At 43.7% G+C, this 20,005-nt stretch carries 24 protein-coding genes and 1 tRNA gene; 12 read left to right on the forward strand and 13 right to left on the reverse strand.

Annotated elements, in window-relative coordinates:
- Nucleotides 1-678 precede the first annotated feature (678 nt).
- Both F6J90_RS08125 and F6J90_RS08130 read left to right on the forward strand, forming a co-directional pair.
- Nucleotides 679-2,973 carry a multicopper oxidase domain-containing protein gene (locus F6J90_RS08125; RefSeq protein ID WP_293091965.1) on the forward strand — a complete coding sequence of 765 codons (2,295 nt, stop codon included), beginning with the start codon at nucleotides 679-681 and terminating at the stop codon, nucleotides 2,971-2,973.
- A gap of 1,225 nt (nucleotides 2,974-4,198) precedes the next feature.
- Nucleotides 4,199-5,200: an NAD(P)-dependent alcohol dehydrogenase gene (locus tag F6J90_RS08130; protein ID WP_293091966.1), complete on the forward strand. Its 1,002-nt coding sequence runs from the start codon at nucleotides 4,199-4,201 to the stop codon at nucleotides 5,198-5,200.
- Between the two features lie 90 nt (nucleotides 5,201-5,290).
- On the opposite strand, the gene F6J90_RS08135 is transcribed toward F6J90_RS08130, so the two are convergent.
- Nucleotides 5,291-6,526: an aminotransferase class I/II-fold pyridoxal phosphate-dependent enzyme gene (locus F6J90_RS08135; RefSeq protein WP_293091967.1), complete on the reverse strand. Its 1,236-nt coding sequence runs from the start codon at nucleotides 6,524-6,526 to the stop codon at nucleotides 5,291-5,293.
- Between the two features lie 27 nt (nucleotides 6,527-6,553).
- Between F6J90_RS08135 and F6J90_RS08140 the strand changes: the two genes are divergently transcribed.
- The 3 genes from F6J90_RS08140 (at nucleotide 6,554) to F6J90_RS08150 (ending at nucleotide 9,462) form a co-directional block, all read left to right on the forward strand.
- Nucleotides 6,554-7,912, forward strand: a complete 1,359-nt coding sequence (locus tag F6J90_RS08140) for an amidase (protein ID WP_293091968.1) — start codon at nucleotides 6,554-6,556, stop codon at nucleotides 7,910-7,912.
- 464 nt (nucleotides 7,913-8,376) lie between these two features.
- The gene (locus F6J90_RS08145; protein WP_293091969.1) at nucleotides 8,377-8,886 is read left to right on the forward strand and encodes a pentapeptide repeat-containing protein; all 510 of its coding nucleotides are present in this window, start codon (nucleotides 8,377-8,379) and stop codon (nucleotides 8,884-8,886) included.
- A 252-nt stretch (nucleotides 8,887-9,138) separates the two neighbouring features.
- Nucleotides 9,139-9,462 carry an antibiotic biosynthesis monooxygenase gene (locus tag F6J90_RS08150; protein WP_293091970.1) on the forward strand — a complete coding sequence of 108 codons (324 nt, stop codon included), beginning with the start codon at nucleotides 9,139-9,141 and terminating at the stop codon, nucleotides 9,460-9,462.
- Between the two features lie 575 nt (nucleotides 9,463-10,037).
- Here the strand turns inward: F6J90_RS08150 and F6J90_RS08155 are convergent.
- Nucleotides 10,038-10,108, reverse strand: a tRNA-Gly gene (locus F6J90_RS08155).
- Between the two features lie 43 nt (nucleotides 10,109-10,151).
- Between F6J90_RS08155 and F6J90_RS08160 the strand changes: the two genes are divergently transcribed.
- Nucleotides 10,152-10,283 (forward strand): hypothetical protein, encoded by a 132-nt coding sequence (locus tag F6J90_RS08160; protein ID WP_293091971.1) that lies wholly within the window; start codon nucleotides 10,152-10,154, stop codon nucleotides 10,281-10,283.
- Here the strand turns inward: F6J90_RS08160 and F6J90_RS08165 are convergent.
- The 3 genes from F6J90_RS08165 to F6J90_RS08175 form a co-directional block, all read right to left on the reverse strand.
- A complete protein-coding gene (locus F6J90_RS08165) occupies nucleotides 10,280-11,221 on the reverse strand; it encodes a hypothetical protein (protein WP_293091972.1) in 942 nt (313 codons plus the stop codon). The two genes, F6J90_RS08160 and F6J90_RS08165, sit on opposite strands and share 4 nt — an antisense overlap.
- Nucleotides 11,222-11,468: 247 nt before the next feature.
- The gene (locus F6J90_RS08170) at nucleotides 11,469-11,609 is read right to left on the reverse strand and encodes a hypothetical protein (RefSeq protein ID WP_293091973.1); all 141 of its coding nucleotides are present in this window, start codon (nucleotides 11,607-11,609) and stop codon (nucleotides 11,469-11,471) included.
- Nucleotides 11,606-12,394: an ABC-2 family transporter protein gene (locus F6J90_RS08175; RefSeq protein ID WP_293091974.1), complete on the reverse strand. Its 789-nt coding sequence runs from the start codon at nucleotides 12,392-12,394 to the stop codon at nucleotides 11,606-11,608. The genes F6J90_RS08170 and F6J90_RS08175 overlap by 4 nt, the downstream gene beginning before the upstream one ends.
- A 251-nt stretch (nucleotides 12,395-12,645) precedes the next feature.
- On the opposite strand from F6J90_RS08175, the gene F6J90_RS08180 reads away from it, so the two are divergent.
- Entirely contained in the window at nucleotides 12,646-12,909 is a 264-nt protein-coding gene (locus tag F6J90_RS08180) for a hypothetical protein (RefSeq protein ID WP_293091975.1), read from the forward strand.
- A gap of 264 nt (nucleotides 12,910-13,173) precedes the next feature.
- On the opposite strand, the gene F6J90_RS08185 is transcribed toward F6J90_RS08180, so the two are convergent.
- Entirely contained in the window at nucleotides 13,174-13,716 is a 543-nt protein-coding gene (locus F6J90_RS08185; protein WP_293091976.1) for an SET domain-containing protein-lysine N-methyltransferase, read from the reverse strand.
- 290 nt (nucleotides 13,717-14,006) lie between these two features.
- Nucleotides 14,007-15,008, reverse strand: a complete 1,002-nt coding sequence (locus F6J90_RS08190; RefSeq protein WP_293091977.1) for an ATP-binding cassette domain-containing protein — start codon at nucleotides 15,006-15,008, stop codon at nucleotides 14,007-14,009.
- A 253-nt stretch (nucleotides 15,009-15,261) separates the two neighbouring features.
- Here F6J90_RS08190 and F6J90_RS08195 point away from each other — a divergent pair, with 253 nt between their 5' ends.
- On the forward strand, nucleotides 15,262-15,411 hold the full coding sequence (locus F6J90_RS08195; protein ID WP_293091978.1) for a hypothetical protein: 150 nt from the start codon (nucleotides 15,262-15,264) through the stop codon (nucleotides 15,409-15,411).
- 88 nt (nucleotides 15,412-15,499) lie between these two features.
- Here F6J90_RS08195 and F6J90_RS08200 read toward each other — a convergent pair whose 3' ends face one another.
- Entirely contained in the window at nucleotides 15,500-15,655 is a 156-nt protein-coding gene (locus F6J90_RS08200; RefSeq protein WP_293091979.1) for a hypothetical protein, read from the reverse strand.
- Between the two features lie 247 nt (nucleotides 15,656-15,902).
- On the opposite strand from F6J90_RS08200, the gene F6J90_RS08205 reads away from it, so the two are divergent.
- Both F6J90_RS08205 and F6J90_RS08210 read left to right on the forward strand, forming a co-directional pair.
- On the forward strand, nucleotides 15,903-16,175 hold the full coding sequence (locus tag F6J90_RS08205) for a hypothetical protein (protein WP_293094766.1): 273 nt from the start codon (nucleotides 15,903-15,905) through the stop codon (nucleotides 16,173-16,175).
- A complete protein-coding gene (locus tag F6J90_RS08210) occupies nucleotides 16,172-16,561 on the forward strand; it encodes a clan AA aspartic protease (RefSeq protein ID WP_293091980.1) in 390 nt (129 codons plus the stop codon). Before F6J90_RS08205 ends, F6J90_RS08210 begins: the two co-directional genes overlap by 4 nt.
- On the opposite strand, the gene F6J90_RS08215 is transcribed toward F6J90_RS08210, so the two are convergent.
- From F6J90_RS08215 to F6J90_RS08230, 4 genes are all read right to left on the reverse strand, one after another.
- Nucleotides 16,543-16,668, reverse strand: coding sequence for a hypothetical protein (locus F6J90_RS08215; RefSeq protein WP_293091981.1), 126 nt, complete (start codon nucleotides 16,666-16,668; stop codon nucleotides 16,543-16,545). The two genes, F6J90_RS08210 and F6J90_RS08215, sit on opposite strands and share 19 nt — an antisense overlap.
- Nucleotides 16,669-16,975: 307 nt before the next feature.
- A complete protein-coding gene (locus F6J90_RS08220) occupies nucleotides 16,976-17,239 on the reverse strand; it encodes a hypothetical protein (RefSeq protein WP_293091982.1) in 264 nt (87 codons plus the stop codon).
- Nucleotides 17,236-17,466, reverse strand: coding sequence for a hypothetical protein (locus F6J90_RS08225; protein WP_293091983.1), 231 nt, complete (start codon nucleotides 17,464-17,466; stop codon nucleotides 17,236-17,238). The genes F6J90_RS08220 and F6J90_RS08225 overlap by 4 nt, the downstream gene beginning before the upstream one ends.
- A gap of 472 nt (nucleotides 17,467-17,938) precedes the next feature.
- Nucleotides 17,939-18,130, reverse strand: a complete 192-nt coding sequence (locus F6J90_RS08230) for a hypothetical protein (protein ID WP_293091984.1) — start codon at nucleotides 18,128-18,130, stop codon at nucleotides 17,939-17,941.
- A 9-nt stretch (nucleotides 18,131-18,139) separates the two neighbouring features.
- Here F6J90_RS08230 and F6J90_RS08235 point away from each other — a divergent pair, with 9 nt between their 5' ends.
- Nucleotides 18,140-18,280 carry a hypothetical protein gene (locus F6J90_RS08235; protein ID WP_293091985.1) on the forward strand — a complete coding sequence of 47 codons (141 nt, stop codon included), beginning with the start codon at nucleotides 18,140-18,142 and terminating at the stop codon, nucleotides 18,278-18,280.
- Between the two features lie 366 nt (nucleotides 18,281-18,646).
- Here F6J90_RS08235 and F6J90_RS08240 read toward each other — a convergent pair whose 3' ends face one another.
- Nucleotides 18,647-18,901, reverse strand: coding sequence for a hypothetical protein (locus F6J90_RS08240; protein WP_293091986.1), 255 nt, complete (start codon nucleotides 18,899-18,901; stop codon nucleotides 18,647-18,649).
- A 329-nt stretch (nucleotides 18,902-19,230) separates the two neighbouring features.
- Here F6J90_RS08240 and F6J90_RS08245 point away from each other — a divergent pair, with 329 nt between their 5' ends.
- Complete coding sequence (locus F6J90_RS08245; RefSeq protein ID WP_293091987.1) at nucleotides 19,231-19,569, forward strand: hypothetical protein; 339 nt, start codon at nucleotides 19,231-19,233, stop codon at nucleotides 19,567-19,569.
- Nucleotides 19,570-20,005: the final 436 nt, after the last annotated feature.

Here is a 20,005-nt window from a genome sequence, read left to right on the forward strand (position 1 = left end):
AGGGAATTGGGAATCGGGAATCGGGAATCGGGAATCGGGAATCGGGAATCGGGAATCGGGAATTGGGAATTGGGAATTGGGTGTGATGACAACAGAGTTTGATAAGGCTTTACCGGATGGTAGGAAGCAGGTTAATGCGTTCACGCAGTGGCTCTGAAAGAGCATCGCAAATATAAATGATAGTTTTTTCATAATAGGAATTTAGAATTTAGCCGTAGGGTGCGTGATCAGACGGGCTCGCCCTGATTTTGCGCCTCGTAGGGTGCGTGATCAGACAGCCCGTCCCGTAACGCACCGCCAGAAGATCATGGCCATCCCTGGCCTCACCCATGGCTGGTGCGTTACGGGGCTACTGGCTACGAAGTTGAATATTATGGCCATCCCTCCCCTAACGCACCCTACGCACTTTACACAAGTTAATACAGTCAGCACATAATCCATGGGTAGGGTGGGGAAAACCTTGCCAACCCTACAGGTAGCGTTAAATGGAGGGATTTGCGTAAGTCCTAACAGTAGAGGAGGAATCCACAGGAAAATTTCCGCTGCCATTATTGACTGACCGTAGAAAATTATGTAATGTCCTATTACAGGTTGTCAAAGTTGTTTGTTTGGCAGAGATTAAGTCTGTTAACCTCCCTTGTCACCTGTAGTGGTATAGTGCGACATTTAAGTTAGGTAATGAACATTTCAAGACGACTTTTAATGAAGTTGGGACTCAGCAGCTTACCTTCTTCACTACTGTTATTCAATTGGCCGCAAAAAGCATTCGCGCAGGATGCATTTACTTATTATCCACCCGCAGAGCCGCGACCTCTCCCATTTTCTGCGGCGATTCCATGGCACGCATATTCCCAAGAACTCAGGATTCCAAAGGTGTTGGATCCAAGTGATACGTCTGGTGATGTAAACCGATATCAGATTGAAATTGTGTCAACGACACAAAAAATCGGGCCAGACGATGAGGTTGAGATCTGGAGTTATAAGGGTCAGGATCCGCTTGAAGGAAATACTCCCGGTCCGCTCATTCGTCAAGAGGTGGATAAAACCTCCGTTGTTCGATTCATCAATAAGTTGGACGCATTTCCAAAAGGGCACAACATAAATTGTGAACAACTAACAACAGATTGTAAAAAACTAACAACAGAGTGTAAAGAAATAACAACAGAGTGTAAAGAAGTACTAGCAGAGTGTAAAGAAGTACTAGCAGAGTGTGAAGAAAAAACGGGAGTTGGTGTTTCCATTCATTTACATGGAATGACCTCACTGCCTGAATATGATGGGTTTGCTGATGATAAGATCTATCCTCGTGATAGTTTGGTAGATCCTTCTGGTGAGTATAAAGACTATATTTATCCCAATGATCGTGCCGCTACGATTTGGTATCACGACCACGCTGCTGAGCATACCCAAAGAAATGTTGCGATGGGCATGGTCGGGATGTACATTGTTTATGATCCATGCCATGAAAAAGAGCTGAATTTGCCTGGTACTGGTAATCGTTATGACAACTTCCAAGATGGTGCCTTAGGCGTTTGCAAAAAAAGTGGCCTAGACCCAGAACCAGATGGCGAAGACAAATATGATGTGCCCCTCATCTTCCAATCCCATCCTTATGCACTAATAGGAAAAAATAAAGACCTCCCTGAGGGTGCTGCATATAAGTGTCCGGAAATTACAAATAAGTTTACGGAAAGTACTTCGGGTTGTGATCCAAAGAAAAATGAATATAAATCTTTCGTCCTGGTGAATGGAGATCTTCAACCCTACCTGGATGTATACAAGCGCAAGTACCGCTTCCGGTTATTAAATGCCACGGATGCGAAGGAACTTGTTCTTAAGATTGGTACTCTGACAAGTAGTGTATTGGAGAATCAGCAAACCTTCAAGGTCATTGCATCAGATGGTGGAATGATACCAACGGCAATGGAATTGAGTGAGCTCAGGATTACTCCTGGGGAACGCTACGAAATTGTAGTTGACTTCAGTGAATGTGAAACAGATGATGTAATTCTTTCTCATTATAATGAGAAGCAAAATAAATATACAGCTTTGATGAAATTCAACATTGTCGGTCCTCTCAATCCCCCAGATCCATCTGATCCTCCTGATGGTGGATTGACTGTGGAGAATCAACCTCCTAATAAGACAGAAGATATTCCAGCAACTATAACACCTAATCAAACACTAGTTTTCAACACTGGGAAGGTGAACCCTTCGGAGGATAAAAAGATCTGGTTCATTGGGGCTGTTAATGAAAATAATGACATTTGTCCGCACTATTGGAAACAAGGGTGGGAAAATCAAGAAGATGAAAATCGAGAAGATGTAGATCCAGGTGAGAAAAAACCGTGGGAATATAGGAAGGTTGCTAACCCGCCCTTCTTTGATAAGGAGGATCAGGCAAAGCTGAAGCTAGAAGACGCTCAAGTCTGGAGGATAATTAATCCATCTAATGAGAAACCAGGCCATCCAGTACATGTTCATCTGATCGACACCTTCTTAATTAAACGATACACAATCGATCCGGAAGAATGGCAGATCACAACATGTGATCCCCTCCCAGAGGAATACAAATTAAAAGATATAACCGTGAACGAATATGAAAAAGGGTGGAAGGACGTTTTTTATCTTCCCGCTGGTGAAGCCATGGACATTGGTGGTTATTTTGGTCCTCACGAGGGGCGATATATGATTCACTGTCATAACTTGGGCCATGAGGATAGTGACATGATGGCTGAATTTCAAGTGGGTGAGGTATGCTATGATCCCAGAACGCGAGGTCGAAAAAAATCGCAAGGTGGTATTTTAGAGGACTCTCTGGGAGGGGTAGAAGTCGATAGTGTGTACGATCAAAAGAGTATGAAGACATTCAACAGAAGTGTGTATGGAGACAGACAGAAGAATTTAGAATTACTGCGCGATAAGCTCAGGGAATGGCGCGAGAATCTCAAGAACAAGGGCAATCGCTCTTAATCAGTCTGGTAGTATTCGGGATACTCCCCGCCCTGGTCGGTCTAGGGCGTGTTTTCAAAGTTTTCCGCAAGATTATGTACCCCCCCAGCCCCCCTTAAAAAAAGGAAGGAGCCATACTCAAAGTCCCCCTTTTTTAAGGGGGATTTAGGGGGATCTCCGAGGCAAGAAGACACGCCCTAATCGCTATCAGTTGCTGGCACTGTTTTTGCCCACCCGACAAGCTGATGATTCCAGTAGGGTGGGCAAAGTCATGATTTGGTCAGTACTTAAAACAAGCAAACTGTTTTTGCCCACCCTACTAGTTGCTGGCACGTAAGCATTCAGCCGTCAGCCGTCAGCCGTCAGCCGTCAGCCGTCAGCTTTGTGGCACAGGCTTCGACGCTGGGAGGTAACTCAGCATTAAACCAATGCTTACCTGTTTTATTTAAAAGATGTAACTCAGCATTAAACCAATGCTTACCTGTTTTATTCAAAAGCACCGATTGTGCTACGCCCACGCTGCGCGAACAGTAGCACCGTACAGTAGCGCATAAGCTGATAGCTGACGGCTGATAGCTGATAGCTGACGGCTGAAGCTGATACGCGACACGCGCTATAGCTGAATGCTTACGCTGGCACTGTTTTTGCCCACCCGACAAGTAGGGTGGGCAAAGTCATCATTTCGTGAGTACTTAAAACAAGCAAAATGGTAAGCATTCAGCTATCAGCTATCAGCTATCAGCTATCAGCTATTGGCCAAGCTACGGAAACAGCTTTTTAATAAAAGAAGCTGACGGCTGACGGCTGACCGCTTACCACTGACCACTTACCACTGACCGCTGACCACTGACCGCTGACGGCTGACCGCTGAATGCTTACGCAAAATGTTTTTGCCCACCCTACAAGCCCTATATTGTTATTAAAAGTTTTATTTTCATTATTTGTTAATACTAAGCGTAGCGCTATATCACATCCGATATTAGTTTTTTGTGCTGGATAAATAGCTCAGAAAAAGTCATTTATTAAAAAGAAATAATAAATAAGTTTTTCAGGCAATTAGCGTCAAAAAAAAACTTGACTTCATATAGCCTTTTTAGTTGAGATGTAAACATAGGATTGATGGAAAAAGCGCTACTCCCGATTCCCTACTCCCTACTCCCTACTCCCTGTTCCCTACTCCCTACTCCCTCACCCAAATTAAAACTGCTATAAATGAAGAGATAAATTTACACCATAAATTTAAACAATGATTCGAGCCTACGCAGCCGACGAACCTGGTGGAGAACTGAAGCCTTTTGAATACGACCCAGGGGTTTTGGGGCAAGAGGAAGTAGAAATCAATGTGGAATACTGTGGTATTTGCCACAGCGACCTAAGTATGTTGGATAACGAGTGGGGACTAACTCAGTATCCCTTTGTCCCCGGTCACGAGGTAGTTGGTACCGTGGCCGCATTGGGACAGAACGTGACGACGCTACAAGTTGGACAACGAGTGGGACTAGGCTGGTTTTCTAAGTCCTGCATGGGCTGCGAGTGCTGTATGTCAGGAGACCATAATCTCTGCCTAACTGCAGAAGGTACAATTATCGGTCGCCATGGGGGGTTTGCTGACAAGGTTCGTGCCCATCACAGCTGGATTGTTCCTCTACCGGAAACCCTGAATGCTGCTAGTGCTGGTCCGTTATTTTGTGCTGGCATTACTGTGTTTAATCCGATTGTGGAGTTTGATGTCGCACCTACTAGCCGAGTGGGTGTGATTGGTATTGGTGGACTGGGTCATATCGCACTGGGCTTTCTTCAGGCTTGGGGTTGCGATGTCACTGCCTTTTCCACTAGTCCTGATAAAGAAGAGGAAGCACGACAACTGGGAGCAAACCACTTTGTTAACTCTCGTGACCCTAAGGCTTTAGAGGCGGTTGCCAATTCCTTTGACTTGATCATTTCTACGGTCAGCGCTGACTTGGACTGGGATACCTACATTGCTACCTTACGCCCCAAGGGTAGGCTACACTTCGTGGGAGTCACTCCCAATCCAGTGTCAAGTCAAGTGTTTCCCTTATTACTTGGTCAGAAATCTATCTCTGGTAGCCCTTCAGGCAGTCCGGTTACGATTGGCCGTATGCTTGAGTTTGCTGGCCGACATAGTATTGAACCCATTACCGAAACCTTTGCATTTGACCAGGTTAATGAAGCCATGGACAAACTCCGCAATGGTAAGCCTCGTTATCGGATTGTACTTAAGCATTAATACAACAAAGCAAGGCAAAAGGCAAAAGGCAAAAGGCAAAAGGGATAGATTTTGATTTCATATTTATTTTTGCAAGAGGTCTAATCGCTATCAGAACGACCGGGCAGTGTCAATAGATGCGATCGCGTCTTGGAATGCGGCTTGGAATTTGGGCAGGGCACGGGAAATCATCTCTTCGCTGGCAGTCAGGGAGATGCGAAGATAACCTGGTATTTCCTGCGGCGTTCCAGGTAACACGAAGACCCCGTGACTGGCCAGTAACTCGGCAAAAGCACAGTCATCTTGCCAAGGGGAGCGCACCAATAGGAAAAATGTTCCATCAGGGGTGCGGAGCTTGTAACCCATGTCTCGCAGTGCTTTGACCATCCAATCGCGCTTTTTTTGTAAATGCTCGATATTAAGGTTTAGTTGCTCCAGGTCTCCTAGAGCATACTGCATTAACACACTAGGATAACACCAACCAAAAGAACTTTGTTGTAACATGCCAATGACTCGCCTGATTTCTTGGCGATTGGGCATAGTGGATGGTAAAGCAATATACCCTATGCGTTGACCAGGAGCCATGAACGTCTTGCTGTAACCATATACCAAAAAAGAAAATGGGTAAAACTGGGTAGGGCTAGGACAAGCCTGGTGATCAAAGACAATGCGGCTGAAGGTTTCATCAGAAATTAGGTAAATGGGCTTACCATAACGTCTAGAAGCATCGGTGAGTATAGCAGCCAAACCCTCAAGGGTTGTTGCTGAGAAAATCTTACCTGTGGGATTGTGGGGTGAATTGACGATTATTGCCCGAGTGCGTTCTGTAATTGCAGCTGCGATCGCATCGAGTTCCATATCAAAGGTGTTGGTATCCACAGGCACACCCACCGGCATGGCACCAGTAAGATGAACCATACGCCTATAACCTAACCAGGGTGGAGTTAGAATAATTACCTCATCTCCATCCCCAGCCAGGATGTGCAGACAAATTGCTAGACCAACTATTGTACCATTGGTCATAAAAATATCTTCGGGCAATATGGAAATTCCGCGTTTATCCTTAAGAGCAGCGGATACAGTCTCCCGTGATTCTGGAATATTTCCCTTGTAGCCATACCAACCTTGATTTTGCGGTATGCTCGAACGCTGCAAGGCTTCTACAAAACCTGGTAGTGGCATTTCATGGGAATCACCCAAGGTAAAATCAAGACTTTCCGGCTCAGTGCGGCGACTCATATAGGTCGCTTCGGCATAAAATTTGCTGATGGGGGTCTGGTACTCTAATCCCTTTAGTACACGTGGGGAGATAAAGTGGGTATTCCCTTCAGTGGTTGGATCTGTCATAACCGCAGCCTCTGATTGTAATCTGTAATGAGTAAGTTAGTATTTTTTTCGGCCTCTGAATTAGCAAAAGCAATTCGCGATCGCACTGTCTCATCGGTGGAAGTGTTAGACGCTCATCTTGAGCATATTGCTCTGCACAATTCTAAACTAAACGCGATTATTACTTTAGATGCAGAAAATGCCTATCAACGAGCCAAAGAAGCTGACGACGCTTTAGCACGAGGGGAAATTTGGGGTAGGTTACATGGAGTACCGGTAACCATTAAGGACAGCTTAGAAACTAAGGGATTACGGACTACCAGTAGCTACGAACCTTTAGCTAATTACGTCCCAACTCAAGACGCTACCGTTGTGGCTAGACTGCGTGCAGCGGGAGCAATTCTTCTGGGAAAGACCAATACACCAAAACTGACGACAGATTTTCAAACCAATAGTCCCCTGTTTGGGAGAACAAATAATCCCTGGAATCTGGACTATACGAGCGGTGGTAGTACTGGGGGTGGTGCAGCCGCCGTCGCTGCTGGATTGTCCCCTTTGGAACTAGGTAGTGACCTTGGGGGTTCTATCCGTGTTCCTGGGCATTTTTGTGGTGTATTTGGCCTGAAGCCTACGGAGCATCGTGTTTCAACCTTTGGACATATTCCAGAGCTACCAGGAAAGCCAAAAACCATCCGACACTTACAAACCATAGGACCTTTAGCTCGCTGTGTAGAAGACTTGCGCTTGTGTCTATCCTTAATTCAAGGACTCGATCCGCAACAAAATTGGTTACTTCCTATACCGACAGAGCAGTCTAAACTAGAGAATTTACGGGCATACCGCTACGCTTGGACAAGAGGTTTTGGTGATATTCCAGCATCAACAGAAACCAAGAGATGCTTAGAGAAACTGGCATTATCTCTAGAAAATTTAGGTTGTTGTATTGAGGAACATAACCCACCGAATTTGGACTTTACTGTAGCAAGGGAAACCTATAGCGATATTCTCAGATTTGAATTTGGTTTATCCCAGGTCAATCAACAACAGTATGAACATGCTCTTCATAAACGCCATCGTATAATTACTGAGCTAGAAAGCTTCTTATCTGATTGGGATGTTTGGTTGTGTCCTGTGGTACCAATACCAGCATTTACCCATCGCCCATCAGGAGAACCGATTGAGATAGATGGTAAGCAGTTTCCTTATTTGAAAGCTATTGGTGCTTACACCACACTTTTTAACTTAGCTGGTAACCCGGTAATAGTCCTACCCTTTACCCTGTCCCAGAAAGGCTTACCCATTGGTGTGCAAGTGGTAGGAAGACGAGGGAGTGATATGAGACTGATCGCAATTGCTGAGAAATTGACCGAAATCACCGGAGAGTATGAAGCTCCACCGGGATATTAACGGGATTGATACCGAGTTGCATTCAAAGAGAGTAGATTGCTTGGATCGGGAGATAGGGAGATGGGGAGATGGGGAGATAGGGAGATGGGGGGATGGGGAGATTGGCGGAAGAGAAAGTTGTATAGCAGTCGCCAGGGCAGGCGCGGACATGACAAAAGTCTCAAACCTAACTAAGCGCAAGAGTTTGACTTCTGACTTCTGACTTCTGACTTCTGACTTCTGCTATAACAATAGCTGGGATGCGTTCGCGAAGCGTCGGCTTTGCCGAATCGCTTAATCCCTTAGCACCTTAATCCCTCAACTTAACAATTGTTTATCTTTTCTTAACAACCTAACCAATTCAGGGATTAATTCCATAACTAACCTTAACAAATAATCAGTATAATCCCGGACAAATAATCGGTTATCATAAAAGTGGGATAAAGCAATACATACTGATAATTTTCCTTCTAGGGAGGCCAAAAATGAAATTCAATATTTTGGCAACGCTAACCTTAATCGCTTCCCTGTTCTTCACCGGTTCAGCAGTAGCTGAGAACCCAGACCAGGTGCAACAGTTGCTCTTAACTGGTGAATGTCCAGGGTGTAATTTAAAAGGAGCGGATCTATCGGGTGCACATCTACTAGGGGCTGACTTGAGGAATGCTAACCTGCAAGGAGCAATCTTAATCGAAGCCAACCTAGAAGGTGCTGACCTGACTGGTGCCAACTTAAACGGGGCTAACTTAACCCAAGCCTTTGTCACCAACGCTAGTTTAAACTGCGCTAATCTCAACCAAGTGAATTTAACAGCGGCCAAGCTTTACGACACCGATGTGTCTGGAGCTGTGATGAACAACCTCACCTTAACTAATGCCGAGATATTTGAAACTGGCATTGGCATTGGTGGTAGTGCCGAGGAATTCAATTTCAATGTCGAGTGTAGAGTAGATTCTCGACACGTAAGCGATCAGCGATCAGCGATCAGCTATTAGCTTATGGATCACAGTGTCGAAGCCTGTGCCACGGTACGCTTTTGAATAATTGATGGAGCGCGGTCTTGAGGGAAATCCCCAAGACCGCGCTCCATTTAGAAAACAGGTCAGCATTGGTTTAATCTGAGTTAAGCTGACCACTGACTGCTGACTGCTGAATGCTTACAAAGATGCAGATATTGGCATCTGTGCAGTTCAACCATTAGCTGTTATGATCGGGAATTAACCCAGAAAATCACAGGGGAGGGAAAGTTGACAGAATTTCTAGATTTTCTGAAGCATAACTATGCTTATGTTGCCATTGGTGAATTCAAGCCAGGCAAATTTCAAGAAGCTCAGGATCTTTATGAACAAGCAGTATCGACCTATATCCAAGGGTTCAAAGGTGCTTACTTACTGCAAGAACCTGGAACCGATAGGGGGATTGCTGTGATCTTTTGGGAAAGTATAGCGGATATGGAAGATAATCAAAGTGAGGCGTATGAGGCGATTTTAAACCAAATGTCTCACTTGTTTACGAAGGCTCCCACGACATCTTTCTACGAAGTGTGCAGTGAAATTAAACCTCCCAATTAGCTGGAGAATTTAGAATGAAGAATTAAGAATGGAGAATGAAGAATGAAGAATGAAGAATGAAGAATTTAGAATTAAGAATTAAGAATTAAGAATTAAGAATTAAGAATTAAGAATGAAGAATTTAGAATTAAGAATTTAGAATGGAGAATTAATAATTAATAATTAATAATTAATAATTAATAATTAATAATTAAGAATGGAGAATTAAGAATGGAGAATTAAGAATGAAGAATTAAGAATTAAGAATGAAGAATTTAGAATTAAGAATTCAGCATTGCTGAATCTTGGAATGAATATGAGTGGGGTGGAGATCCTGCCCGCCCGAGCCAGGAAACTGGCAAGATGCCGGTTTCACTAAGATGCCCGTTCCACCGGAAGATGCTCATTCCACAAAACTCTTAAAATCATCCCATTATTAAGCAATGCCTATAATTCTAAATTCTTAATTCTAAATTCTACATTCTAAATTCTACATTCTAAAGACTCATGTGATCGCAAACGGTAATGCTAGTTGCAGAAGTGCGATCGCATTAAACTACCACTAATATAAACAACTAATATATTAATGTATCAAGAGCGGATGGGGGGAATCGAACCCCCATCATCAGCTTGGAAGGCTGAGGTTTTACCACTAAACTACATCCGCACTGTTTCCAGTACTTTTAGCATCATAACATAACAAAATCAAAATGCCACATTTTTTAGATCAAAAATCGGGACTATTGCCTATTGCCTCTTGCCTCCCCCCCTTAGTAAGGGGGGTTAGGGGGGATTCCTCTTGCCTCTTGCCTGTTCCCGACAACTGCCACGAAGTCTACTAATGACTAATGGTGAGTTGGAAGCGATAAGCTTGGACAACTGGTTGACCTGCCATGTAAGTGGGGGCAAACAGCCAATCGCGAATCACTTGCTGTGCCAGTTGCTGAGCCTGATCAATACTAATATTGCCTTGCTGCACTTCAATATAGTCCGGTAGCAGTTCCGGTTTACCATTTGCATAAATTAACACCACCACCTTCAACACTAACTCTTCCGATAAATCAATACCTGTCAAATTCAGCTCCTCAGCCCAAAATTCGGTTTTGTTAGCTGGTAGGGGTAGAGCCAATTGGTCTGGAATATCCCGATTCGGATTAGTCAGACCAAAGTTACTCATCTTAGCCACAAAGCTATCTTTTGATGCCGACTCTTCCGGGATGCTGGAAGCCGGTGGCTGAATCGGTGGTGGCAGAGGTAAGGGTGAAGGTAGGGGCGTTGGGATTACTGGAGTAGGGTTAACAGGAGTGATCGGAGTTGTTGGTTCAGGTGGGGGGACAGGTATAGTTAATTCATAATCTGTTGGCGGTGCTAAGTCTTTAACTGGTAAGATATCCTCTGTCGGTGTTGGCTTTACCTCACCCTCAGTGGCCTCAATGGTAGAGTTAGAGACAGTTTGGTGATTAAGATTCCCCTCTGACCTAGGACTAGTGAGAGCTAAATCAGTGCTTTGATCGATTAGAGCTGTTGATGGGTCTTCTGGTGATGTCTCTTGCTCAGCTATGTCTTCCGGAATGATATCAATCAGATCTATGGCAATCAAATCCTGATTGGGTTGCGAACTCTCGAAGCGCCCCATCAAGAGCATATAAAGTATCCACAAGAAGCATAGATGAATGACAATAGATGCCAAAACCATCGCCAACCATAGCATTGGCCGGTGAAAGTGATGTGGTTCAGGTAAATTAGGGGGATCATTTGGGGGCAAACGTTTTAGGGTCATTCGTTGCTAGAGCGTTGGTCGAGTCTTGTAATTGTGTAAGCTATCAGCACCTCAGCACCTCAGCTGTCTGCTAAGGCAATCCAACGCCTGATCAATCAAAAGAGTCCCTTAATCGATGAATAGCTGATAGCTGATAGCCCTGGGCTGAATGCTCATGTAAAATGCTGATGTAATTTTATACTTTTGATTTGTCGAATATATAGTGTTAATCACACTGATCAGGTACATTAATACTTATCAGGTACATTTAATTTTCACAGGCCCTCTCTTGATGCAGTCCCTGATCTGACTTCCCATCTCCCCATCTCCCCATCTCCCCATCTCCCCATCTCCCCATCTCCCCATCTCCCCACACTTCCCACACTTCCCACACTTCCCTTACGATCAAGCTCCCATCCCAGAGTAATGCTTTAACCCCTTACGCCATAACCAGCGGTTGACTAGGAAAAATACTAAACTCCAACCTAGAATCATCAAGATTCCCCCCACCACATTCACAGGTAAACCAATCAACAGTGCTGCTGGGAAGTGCATCAGATAAGGGAAGGGTGTCCACTGGGCAATTTCCCGTACCAAAGGAGGAAAGACTTCCAACGGAGCAATTAACCCAGAAAGAAATAAGTAGAGCAAAAATGATAATTCTTCAATAGCACTAGCCCGTTCTGTCCAAAAGGCGAACATGGCAAAGGTATACTGCATCAAAAAGCGTAGGGCAAAGCTCATTGCTACCACCAGGCAACCGAGTAACAAATTGCCAAGATTCGGTACCCAAGCTGCTTCGGGATACAGAAGAAAAAACAAACCGATTAGCCCTAGGTTAAACGGCATACGGATAAATCGTTCTGCTAAGTGAGCGGCTACCTGATGCCACACTGGATCAATTGGCTGTAGTAATCGTGGGGAAAGCTTCCCTTGCAACACTTGTTCTTCAAATTCCCAAATCACCCATACCAAGTTGAACTGGCGGATAAAAAACACTGAGATAAAGTAACGGGCAAATTCTGTAGAATTCAGACCAAATTCTGCTTCTTGGGATGCCTTGATCCAAATCCCCATTAGAATCAGAGGTAACAGATTCGACAGTACCCAAAAAAATATTTCTGCCCGATACTCCATCATATGGGCGTAATAAACACTGAGGAAGGTTTTAATGATTCTTAGGACGTGCTTCATTTATTTTTGATAGTAGGGAGTAGGGAGTAGGGAGTAGGGAGTAGGGAGTAGGGAGTAGGGAGTAGGGAGTAGGGAGTCTGACGGGGTGACAAACAGCCTTAAAAGCTTTACGGGGTGTGGGGTGTGGGGTGATGGGTGTAGGGGAAGATCAGGAGCTGGCTACGTTGCGACGGGAAGGTTAAATCAGGTATATGACCGATTGTTATCGCACCGGCTCACTCCAAATTCCCTGTCAGCCATGCTTTGCGCGAGTGGGGGAAACCACGGCAGTCGCTCATGGGGGGAACCCCCAAGACCGCGCTGCCTCCCCAAGACCGCGCTGCATCGCTTCTATTTTCCCCACCCCCCACCCCCCACACCCCATACCCTGTCTAGTTTTTAGCCTTGTTGTCACCCCCTCAGGTAGGGAGTCGGGAGTCGGGAGTCGGGAGTCGGGAGTCGGCAGGGCTGTTTCATTCTTTGGAATAAATTGTCAGGTGAATGGGCATGAAACGGAGCTGGGGTGTTGGGGATAGGGTGATCTTTCAGGTTAAAAATAACTTTTTATTAGCTTTAATACCTCCTATATTACTATATCAGTATATCTCCACATTTCCAGCAATTCATAATAGGTTCAGTAGCCAAGACACCATAGCCTATTACTGAATTAACAAAGCGAATTTAATGGTCAGGATGCAACATTTTTATTTGAAACTAATTTTTTAGTTTTAGGGGATAAAATACTAAATATAATATCAAAAAATTAGCCTTAACTTGAATTTTAATAAACAATTATTAAATTAGTCTTTATTAAGACTATTCACAATAAATTTTTGAACTATCCCTAACTTCAAATAGAGCTGTTGAGTTTCGGAAGGAAGGTACTTGAAGTCAGTCACAGTCCCTCTACAATCCTGAGTACCACATAAGCACTTCATTGTCCAAAAATCTTCGTCCATGGTAGTCGAATAGTCAAAGAATATCTCTTCACCTGCAGTGATTTGTCTCAATGCAATTAATATTCGATCTCCGATGATGCCTGCATTCGGATTGCACGAATGATTTACGTAAGGTCCTGGTGACTCTGGATCGAGATCGATATACACATCATGGTCAATTTGGAGATCATTTCCCATCTTTTCTCCTTTGGCAACACTCTGATCAAAATTGATGATGGGTCCGGTAAACTCAAGTAGCTGTTCACCTGCAGCAATGTCTCGGACTGCAAAGACTCCCTGTCCTATCTTCGCGGGTCTGACTTCAACCTTAGAGTAAGTTGAAGCTGCTAAGTCGTTAGTTGAGACATCTTGATAGGAATTCTTGTCAGGATTAGCTCTAAGCATAAATTTACCGAAAATAAAGGGTTATTAGTCTCATCCTAGGACAGCTTTTTATTAAAACTATACCTTCACAGTTGGTATTGCTCAATCAGGGGAAGCTCATCTAAATTCGTATCACAAACTACAGATAAAAGTTTTTTTGATAGTATCACAAACCTGAAATCTGCTGGATAAATCTCAATAAGCTGCCTCCATTATCAATAATCTCGGAATTATCGATAATGTGATTTGAGAAATCTGAAAAATCCTAATGGGGATTAGGCTTTGCCTACGCGGGGTGCGTTCGCAACGGTTCACTCTACTACTCCTGCCTGGAAAACACGACCAATAACTTCTTCAATGGGGGGGTCAGTTACGCTTAAATCTATCACCTCTAGCTCAGCCAGAATCCGAGCCACAGTCTCGGTAAGCACTTCCCGACGCACTAGGAAACGCACGTGGTGACCATCTACTTCTTTGAGTTCACCATAGCGCTGTAAAGAGGTTTCCTCGCCAGTCTTTACCTCAGGTAACGGCTGGGCAAGTTCTACCGTGATGTCACGATAGGGAGCAAAGCGGCCAAGTAATCCGTCTAGAGAGCCATCGTAAATCAGCCGACCTTCATGGATTAATAGCACCCGTTGGCAAAGAGCAGTGATATCAGCCATGTAGTGACTTGTTAAGAGTATTGTTGCTCCTGTGCGTTGGTTGTACTCCCGCAAGAAATCCCGTACCGCCAGTTGAGCATTGACATCTAATCCCAAAGTAGGTTCATCTAAAAATAGCACTTGGGGTTTGTGTAGCAGTGCTGCTAGTAGTTCCGCTTTCATGCGCTCTCCTAGGGAGAGTTTTCGTACTGGCTGAGTCAGTTTCCCTTCTAGGGACAGCATCTCAGTAAGTTCCCCAACTCGATACTTATAGTCAGTATCAGAAATACCATAGACAGCGGCATTGATTCTCAGGGAATCTAGGGCAGGTAAGTCCCAAAGCAACTGTTGCTTCTGCCCCATAACTAAGGTAATTTTTTTCAAAAAGCCTGGTTGACGTCGTTTGGGAATGTAATCCACAACTCTGACTCGACCCTTAGACGGATGAATCAGTCCAGTGAGCATCTTGAGAGTAGTGGTTTTGCCAGCACCATTGGGCCCTAAGAATCCGACCACTTCTCCAAAGCCAATTTCAAAGGAAACGTCTTGTACAGCTTTGACTGAACGGTAGGTACGGCGGAAGAAATGGTTTAATGTACCTTTTAGCCCTGGTTGTTTAATTGCTACTGGGTAGATTTTGCTGAGATTTTCGACAATAACAATAGACATATAGGAAAGGGAACTTCGGAGTAGGGAGTAGGGAGTAGGGAGTAGGGAGTAGGGAGTAGGGAGTAGGGAGTAGGGAAGTCAGAACTTCGGAATTGGGAACACAGTAGTTGGCATTTAACCTAAGCTATTGATTATTGCCAATTAAGGTTGTCGAATTTTCCTGGTTAAATCATCGGCAAATGGCTATAGGATTGGTATTTGAGATGTAAACCTGTATGGTCTTTCTTGATTGGACAATTAAACTGAGGATCTCTTGCCTCTTGCCTCTTGCCTCTTGCCTCTTGCCTTTGAGAGTATGTTCACAACCCAGATACAAAAGCTATATCTTATCAAAGATACCCAGCTTGAGACGATGTCAGACTTGATTGACTTAATTAGTTTGCCATTGTGGCAGTACAGTTGACTAGGGATTAATTACTCAGTTAGAAAAAGCGAACGCGCCCCGCGTGGCCTACGGCCAATCGCATTTCCGTTTCCCAATTCTTACTTCCCTACTCTTTTCTACCCTTAATAAGGGAGCCAGTGCGGTCTCCCCATCTCCCCACACTTCCCACACTTCCCACACTTCCCACACTTCCCACACTCTTACCCCGACTCCCGACTCCCGACTCCCTAATGCGAACGCGCCCCGCGTGGCCTACGGCCAATCGCATATTTCTGTGGGAATTTGACACACTATCTAATTAGCTAAAAAGGATTGTCGTCCTACCGCCTCTAGGGTGGCATTAGCTGGCAGATGTAATTACTCAGAGGACACCAAGCGGAAACAGGCTCTTTGATACGCAAAGCCTGCTCAGTCTTGGCAAGCGGCAATCAAAACAGCCAGCCCTCCAAAATAATTTTGTCTGGTTATCATCCAAAATAGAGGCATAAAGCTAAAACAAGGTCATGCCCATGGTAATCCGACAACCCCGATACAGCAAAGAAGAATTTGCTCGACGTGGTGACGAAATCTACGAAACTCAGGTGCGTCAAAAGGTCGAAGCAGGGAATCACGGCAAGATTGTGGCAATTGATCTTGAAACAGGAGATTTTGAAGTTGATGCTAATGAAATCGCCGCTTGCGATCGCCTTGAAATGCGTCATCCAGATGCTCAAATCTGGATAGTCCGGATTGGTTCGCGCTATGTTCGTCGGTTCGGTGGACGTGGAAAAAGAACTCCATGATTACAGGAACTGTCAATGCCGACTTTGAACCTATTATTTCTATTTCAATTTATGACTCGAATGGTAAAATTTACCCTCAAGAAGCGTTCATAGATACAGGCTTTAATGGTTGGCTTTCACTGCCTCCGGATTTAATTAATCAGTTAAATCTAAAATGGAAAAGGCGAGAACGGGCTAGTCTTGGGGATGGGAGTGAATGTGTTTTTAATGTCTATGAGGCAGTTATCCTATGGGACGGAGTTCCTCTAACAATTCCCATAGATGAAGCTGATTCAGAACCCCTTGTGGGAATGTCATTGATGAAAGCGATGCAGCGCGGTCTTGGGGGTTACCCCCATGAGCGACTGCATCAAGACAGGCTATCAACTCATGATTCAAGTCTTTGAAGGAGGTAACGTAGAACTTTATAAAAGGGAACAGGGAACAGGAAACAGGGAACAGGGAGTAGGGAGTAGGGAGTAGGGAGTAGGGAACAGGCAACAAAAATTCTCACAATTCAATTCATTTAGGTAGCCTATTTGCATAGTAAATGCGGTCTAAGCTGTTAGGCATTTTTAATTCATAACAGCTTAGTTAGACTTTGATTTATAAATTTTATTAAGATCTGGTTTGCTGGGCAAATGGAGAGGATATCATGAATATTGGAGAAATTATCATTATTTGCCCACCAAACACCTCTTAAAGTGCGATCGCTAATCTTGTAGTCAGATAGGTTGACAAAATTTTAGAGAGAGTTTGATTGTCAATTATCGCCAATTTGTTCACCCTACAAGATCGAGCGCCACTCCTTAAGCTCTAATTTATCCAAAAAACGCCTCATACTTATCATGACTACCGATCCAAAACCATGTAACCTGATCCTTTTCCAAAATTCCAATAGCACGATAGTTTTTAGTAATTATAACTGACCAAATATCCTCATCACGATTAATACATTTAAAATGTAGGGAAGGATGAAAAGGATTATTTGACCATAACTGATAAGCTTTTTTGGCTGCTTGACGGACTTCTAAAGGAAGATCATAATAGTTTGACCAAAAAGATGGTAAGGTAGCAGACTTCATAACTGCTCATAATCCATTGCTTGCCCCTGTCCTTCAGCAATTTGTTGTTTCGCAAATCTCGCTACTTCTACTAACTTAGTTTGTGTTTTCCGAAAAGATTCATCCCACTGTAATTCATCTTCAATATCAGCAATATATTGCCGTAAATGCTCAATAATTCGCTCCTGCTGTGCATCAGGTAGAGATTCTAGAATTTTAACAACGGTTGCTATATTTTCCCTTGACATTGTTGCTGTAAATAGTACGATTTAATGGGGATAATTGAATCATAACACTGATAGGGAGTATGGGAAGTTGAGTAGGGTGAGCAAATGGACATGATAACTGTTGAAATGGTCAAATTCTGATTATTTGCCCACCCTACCCCTCAAGGTCTTGATATTGTAGGGTGGGCAAATGGACATGATAACTGTTGAAATGGTCAAATGTATAGAATTTGCCCACCCTACCCCTGCTTTTTGATTGGGGGTTGGATTAAGTCGCCACTTGTCAGTTCTTATGATTTTGGCTGACGTTTTCACGCTTCCTAACAAACTCTCTTACAGTTAATATTTTAGCATACAAAAGATAAGACGACAAGATAACAATAATGTCCCCGACTTCGATAACTAAATGGGTTGCTCCTTAACCCCCACCTGCCTAGAGAGGTGGGGGAATGCGTCGCTTGTTTGTTCAAACAAGGATAAGTTAAAGCATTCACTAAGATATTTCAGAGCAGGTCGGGGATGATTGGCTTGCTGCTTCTGCCATGGCAGCTTCCCCTTGCCTGATCGCTTCTAGGTCTACCGATTCATCTTGTGCTAATTCTTGGGCTAATTCTTGCAAACGCGATCGCAACCAGAACATTGCCGCACTGAGATACCGTGAATTATTTTCCTGCCATTCACCCATGCTTGACCTATGCTCACCTTCACCAGAATACATTCCACACTATCCACAGCAGCTTCCACAGTCAAGACCAGTAAGCGGTCAGCGGTCAGCGGTCAGCGGTCAGCGGTCAGCGGTCAGCGGTCAGCCGTCAGTGGTCAGCGGTCAGCCTAATGCCTAATCCAGATGTAACTCATATAAAAAAAATGGTTACCTGTTTGATTCAAAAGCTGATAGCTGAATCCTGATAGCTGATACGCGACACGCTGATACGCGACACGCTGATAGCTGACCAAGACCAAAAAAAATAGCCGTGGAAAATCCTTCCACGACTACAAAAGTAAACCAATTCAAGGGGATGACTACAAACGTAAACCAATTTAAGGCGATGTATCACCCACTGATTAATTCTAGTTTACGAGGAATTTAGGCTAAACCCCTCTGTGGCTCTGACCCCTCATAACAAGGAATAGTACACAACCAATAAACTAGTCTTACCTCTCGCACCAGGGGGGAAGACCCCCCAGCTAGGTTATCAGCTTAATCCAGAATCAGATTGCGCTCCAAAATACAAATGTATTCCCCAGGATTGTAAGTCCGTTGGAGTGGACTCCACTCGCTGACTGTGGCATAGCCCAGAGTATGCAAATTCCTGATCGTAATGTAAATCGCCCGCTTAGAACCAGTCAAGGTATGTTTAATTGGTTCTTGGTAGGGATAAAACCCATGGGAACCCGGGAGAATTATTTCACTAGATTGATTTTGAAAAGGTGAAACAATAAAATCGTAGTACATCGCCTTAAACTTAGTACGTTAGTGTTCATTAATTATTGAAACACAAAAATATATTTTATGCAAGAGTTTTCAAAAAATGTAATATCTTTTAATCATTATTTTTGATAAATAATGATTATTATTAATTGAACTTAACCGGGAGTAAATAATAAAAAAATAGATTGATTTGACATAATTTTTTAATAGAGTTAGGATAAATTAGGATTGGCAAGGTGTTGAAAGTAGGCTCAGGCAATAAGTAGGTTTCAATAATTTGGTATAGTTAGATCTAGTATTTATTGATTACCGTTTTTTACATAACCCAAAATACCTCTATAGTTGATTAACTCTTGCCTCTTGCCTCTTGCCTCTTGCCTTTCCCTACTCCCTACTCCCTACTCCCTACTCCCTACTCCCTACTCCCTACTCCCTTGATGAACATTACCATTAAAATCCCAGAGCTAAGCATAGAAGGAATTGACCTGAATAGACTAGAACGGGTACGCTTACAAGCAGCGGTGGAAGCAGAATTATCCCGTTTGCTTAAGGTGAAGGGACTACCTCGAAATTGGCAAGATACTACCAATATTCCCACTGTACTAGTGAATTTAAAATTAACTAAAACCCACAATCCCACAGACATGGGTAAGGAAATTGCTCAGGCTATTTATAGAGGTATGGCGCAATGAAACATCTACGAGTAAGTCGGACAAATCAGCTAAAACAGAGGAAGATATTACCTCTTTTATCGACCACTTTCTGGCAGTTGTCCGACAAGACAGTATCATCATTGCCTTGAAAAAAGGCTAGTGTAAATCCTGCTCTAAACGTAAGCTATCAGCCTATGCGCTACGCGCACGCTGCTTGAGGTGCTATCAGCGTGTCGCGTATCAGCTATCAGCTTTTGAATGAAAGAGGTAAGCATTCGTTTAATCTCAGTTCCCTCCCCTGAGCGAGGAATTCATAGTCTTTGGCTTTGAGTCCGTTGATCTTGTCAGCCGGATAGCTTGTTTTAAGATGACTGCTGACGGCTGATAGCTGAACGCTTACATTGACTTTAACAATTAACAATTAACAATTAACAATTAACAATTAACGAGTTAGCTCAATAATAACTATTCAAAC

Source organism: Moorena sp. SIOASIH, from assembly GCF_010671925.1.
GTDB lineage: Bacteria > Cyanobacteriota > Cyanobacteriia > Cyanobacteriales > Coleofasciculaceae > Moorena.

Coding starts and splice junctions, on each gene's coding strand:
- F6J90_RS08160 (WP_293091971.1), top strand. CDS start 10,152: ATGCCACATTTTTTAGATCAAAAATCGGGACTATTGCCTATTGCCTCT.
- F6J90_RS08145 (WP_293091969.1), top strand. CDS start 8,377: ATGAAATTCAATATTTTGGCAACGCTAACCTTAATCGCTTCCCTGTTC.
- F6J90_RS08185 (WP_293091976.1), bottom strand. CDS start 13,716: ATGCTTAGAGCTAATCCTGACAAGAATTCCTATCAAGATGTCTCAACT.
- F6J90_RS08175 (WP_293091974.1), bottom strand. CDS start 12,394: ATGAAGCACGTCCTAAGAATCATTAAAACCTTCCTCAGTGTTTATTAC.
- F6J90_RS08205 (WP_293094766.1), top strand. CDS start 15,903: ATGGTAATCCGACAACCCCGATACAGCAAAGAAGAATTTGCTCGACGT.
- F6J90_RS08125 (WP_293091965.1), top strand. CDS start 679: ATGAACATTTCAAGACGACTTTTAATGAAGTTGGGACTCAGCAGCTTA.
- F6J90_RS08225 (WP_293091983.1), bottom strand. CDS start 17,466: ATGTCAAGGGAAAATATAGCAACCGTTGTTAAAATTCTAGAATCTCTA.
- F6J90_RS08240 (WP_293091986.1), bottom strand. CDS start 18,901: ATGTACTACGATTTTATTGTTTCACCTTTTCAAAATCAATCTAGTGAA.
- F6J90_RS08140 (WP_293091968.1), top strand. CDS start 6,554: ATGAGTAAGTTAGTATTTTTTTCGGCCTCTGAATTAGCAAAAGCAATT.
- F6J90_RS08130 (WP_293091966.1), top strand. CDS start 4,199: ATGATTCGAGCCTACGCAGCCGACGAACCTGGTGGAGAACTGAAGCCT.
- F6J90_RS08230 (WP_293091984.1), bottom strand. CDS start 18,130: ATGGGTGAATGGCAGGAAAATAATTCACGGTATCTCAGTGCGGCAATG.
- F6J90_RS08235 (WP_293091985.1), top strand. CDS start 18,140: ATGCTCACCTTCACCAGAATACATTCCACACTATCCACAGCAGCTTCC.
- F6J90_RS08135 (WP_293091967.1), bottom strand. CDS start 6,526: ATGACAGATCCAACCACTGAAGGGAATACCCACTTTATCTCCCCACGT.
- F6J90_RS08210 (WP_293091980.1), top strand. CDS start 16,172: ATGATTACAGGAACTGTCAATGCCGACTTTGAACCTATTATTTCTATT.
- F6J90_RS08165 (WP_293091972.1), bottom strand. CDS start 11,221: ATGACCCTAAAACGTTTGCCCCCAAATGATCCCCCTAATTTACCTGAA.
- F6J90_RS08220 (WP_293091982.1), bottom strand. CDS start 17,239: ATGAAGTCTGCTACCTTACCATCTTTTTGGTCAAACTATTATGATCTT.
- F6J90_RS08190 (WP_293091977.1), bottom strand. CDS start 15,008: ATGTCTATTGTTATTGTCGAAAATCTCAGCAAAATCTACCCAGTAGCA.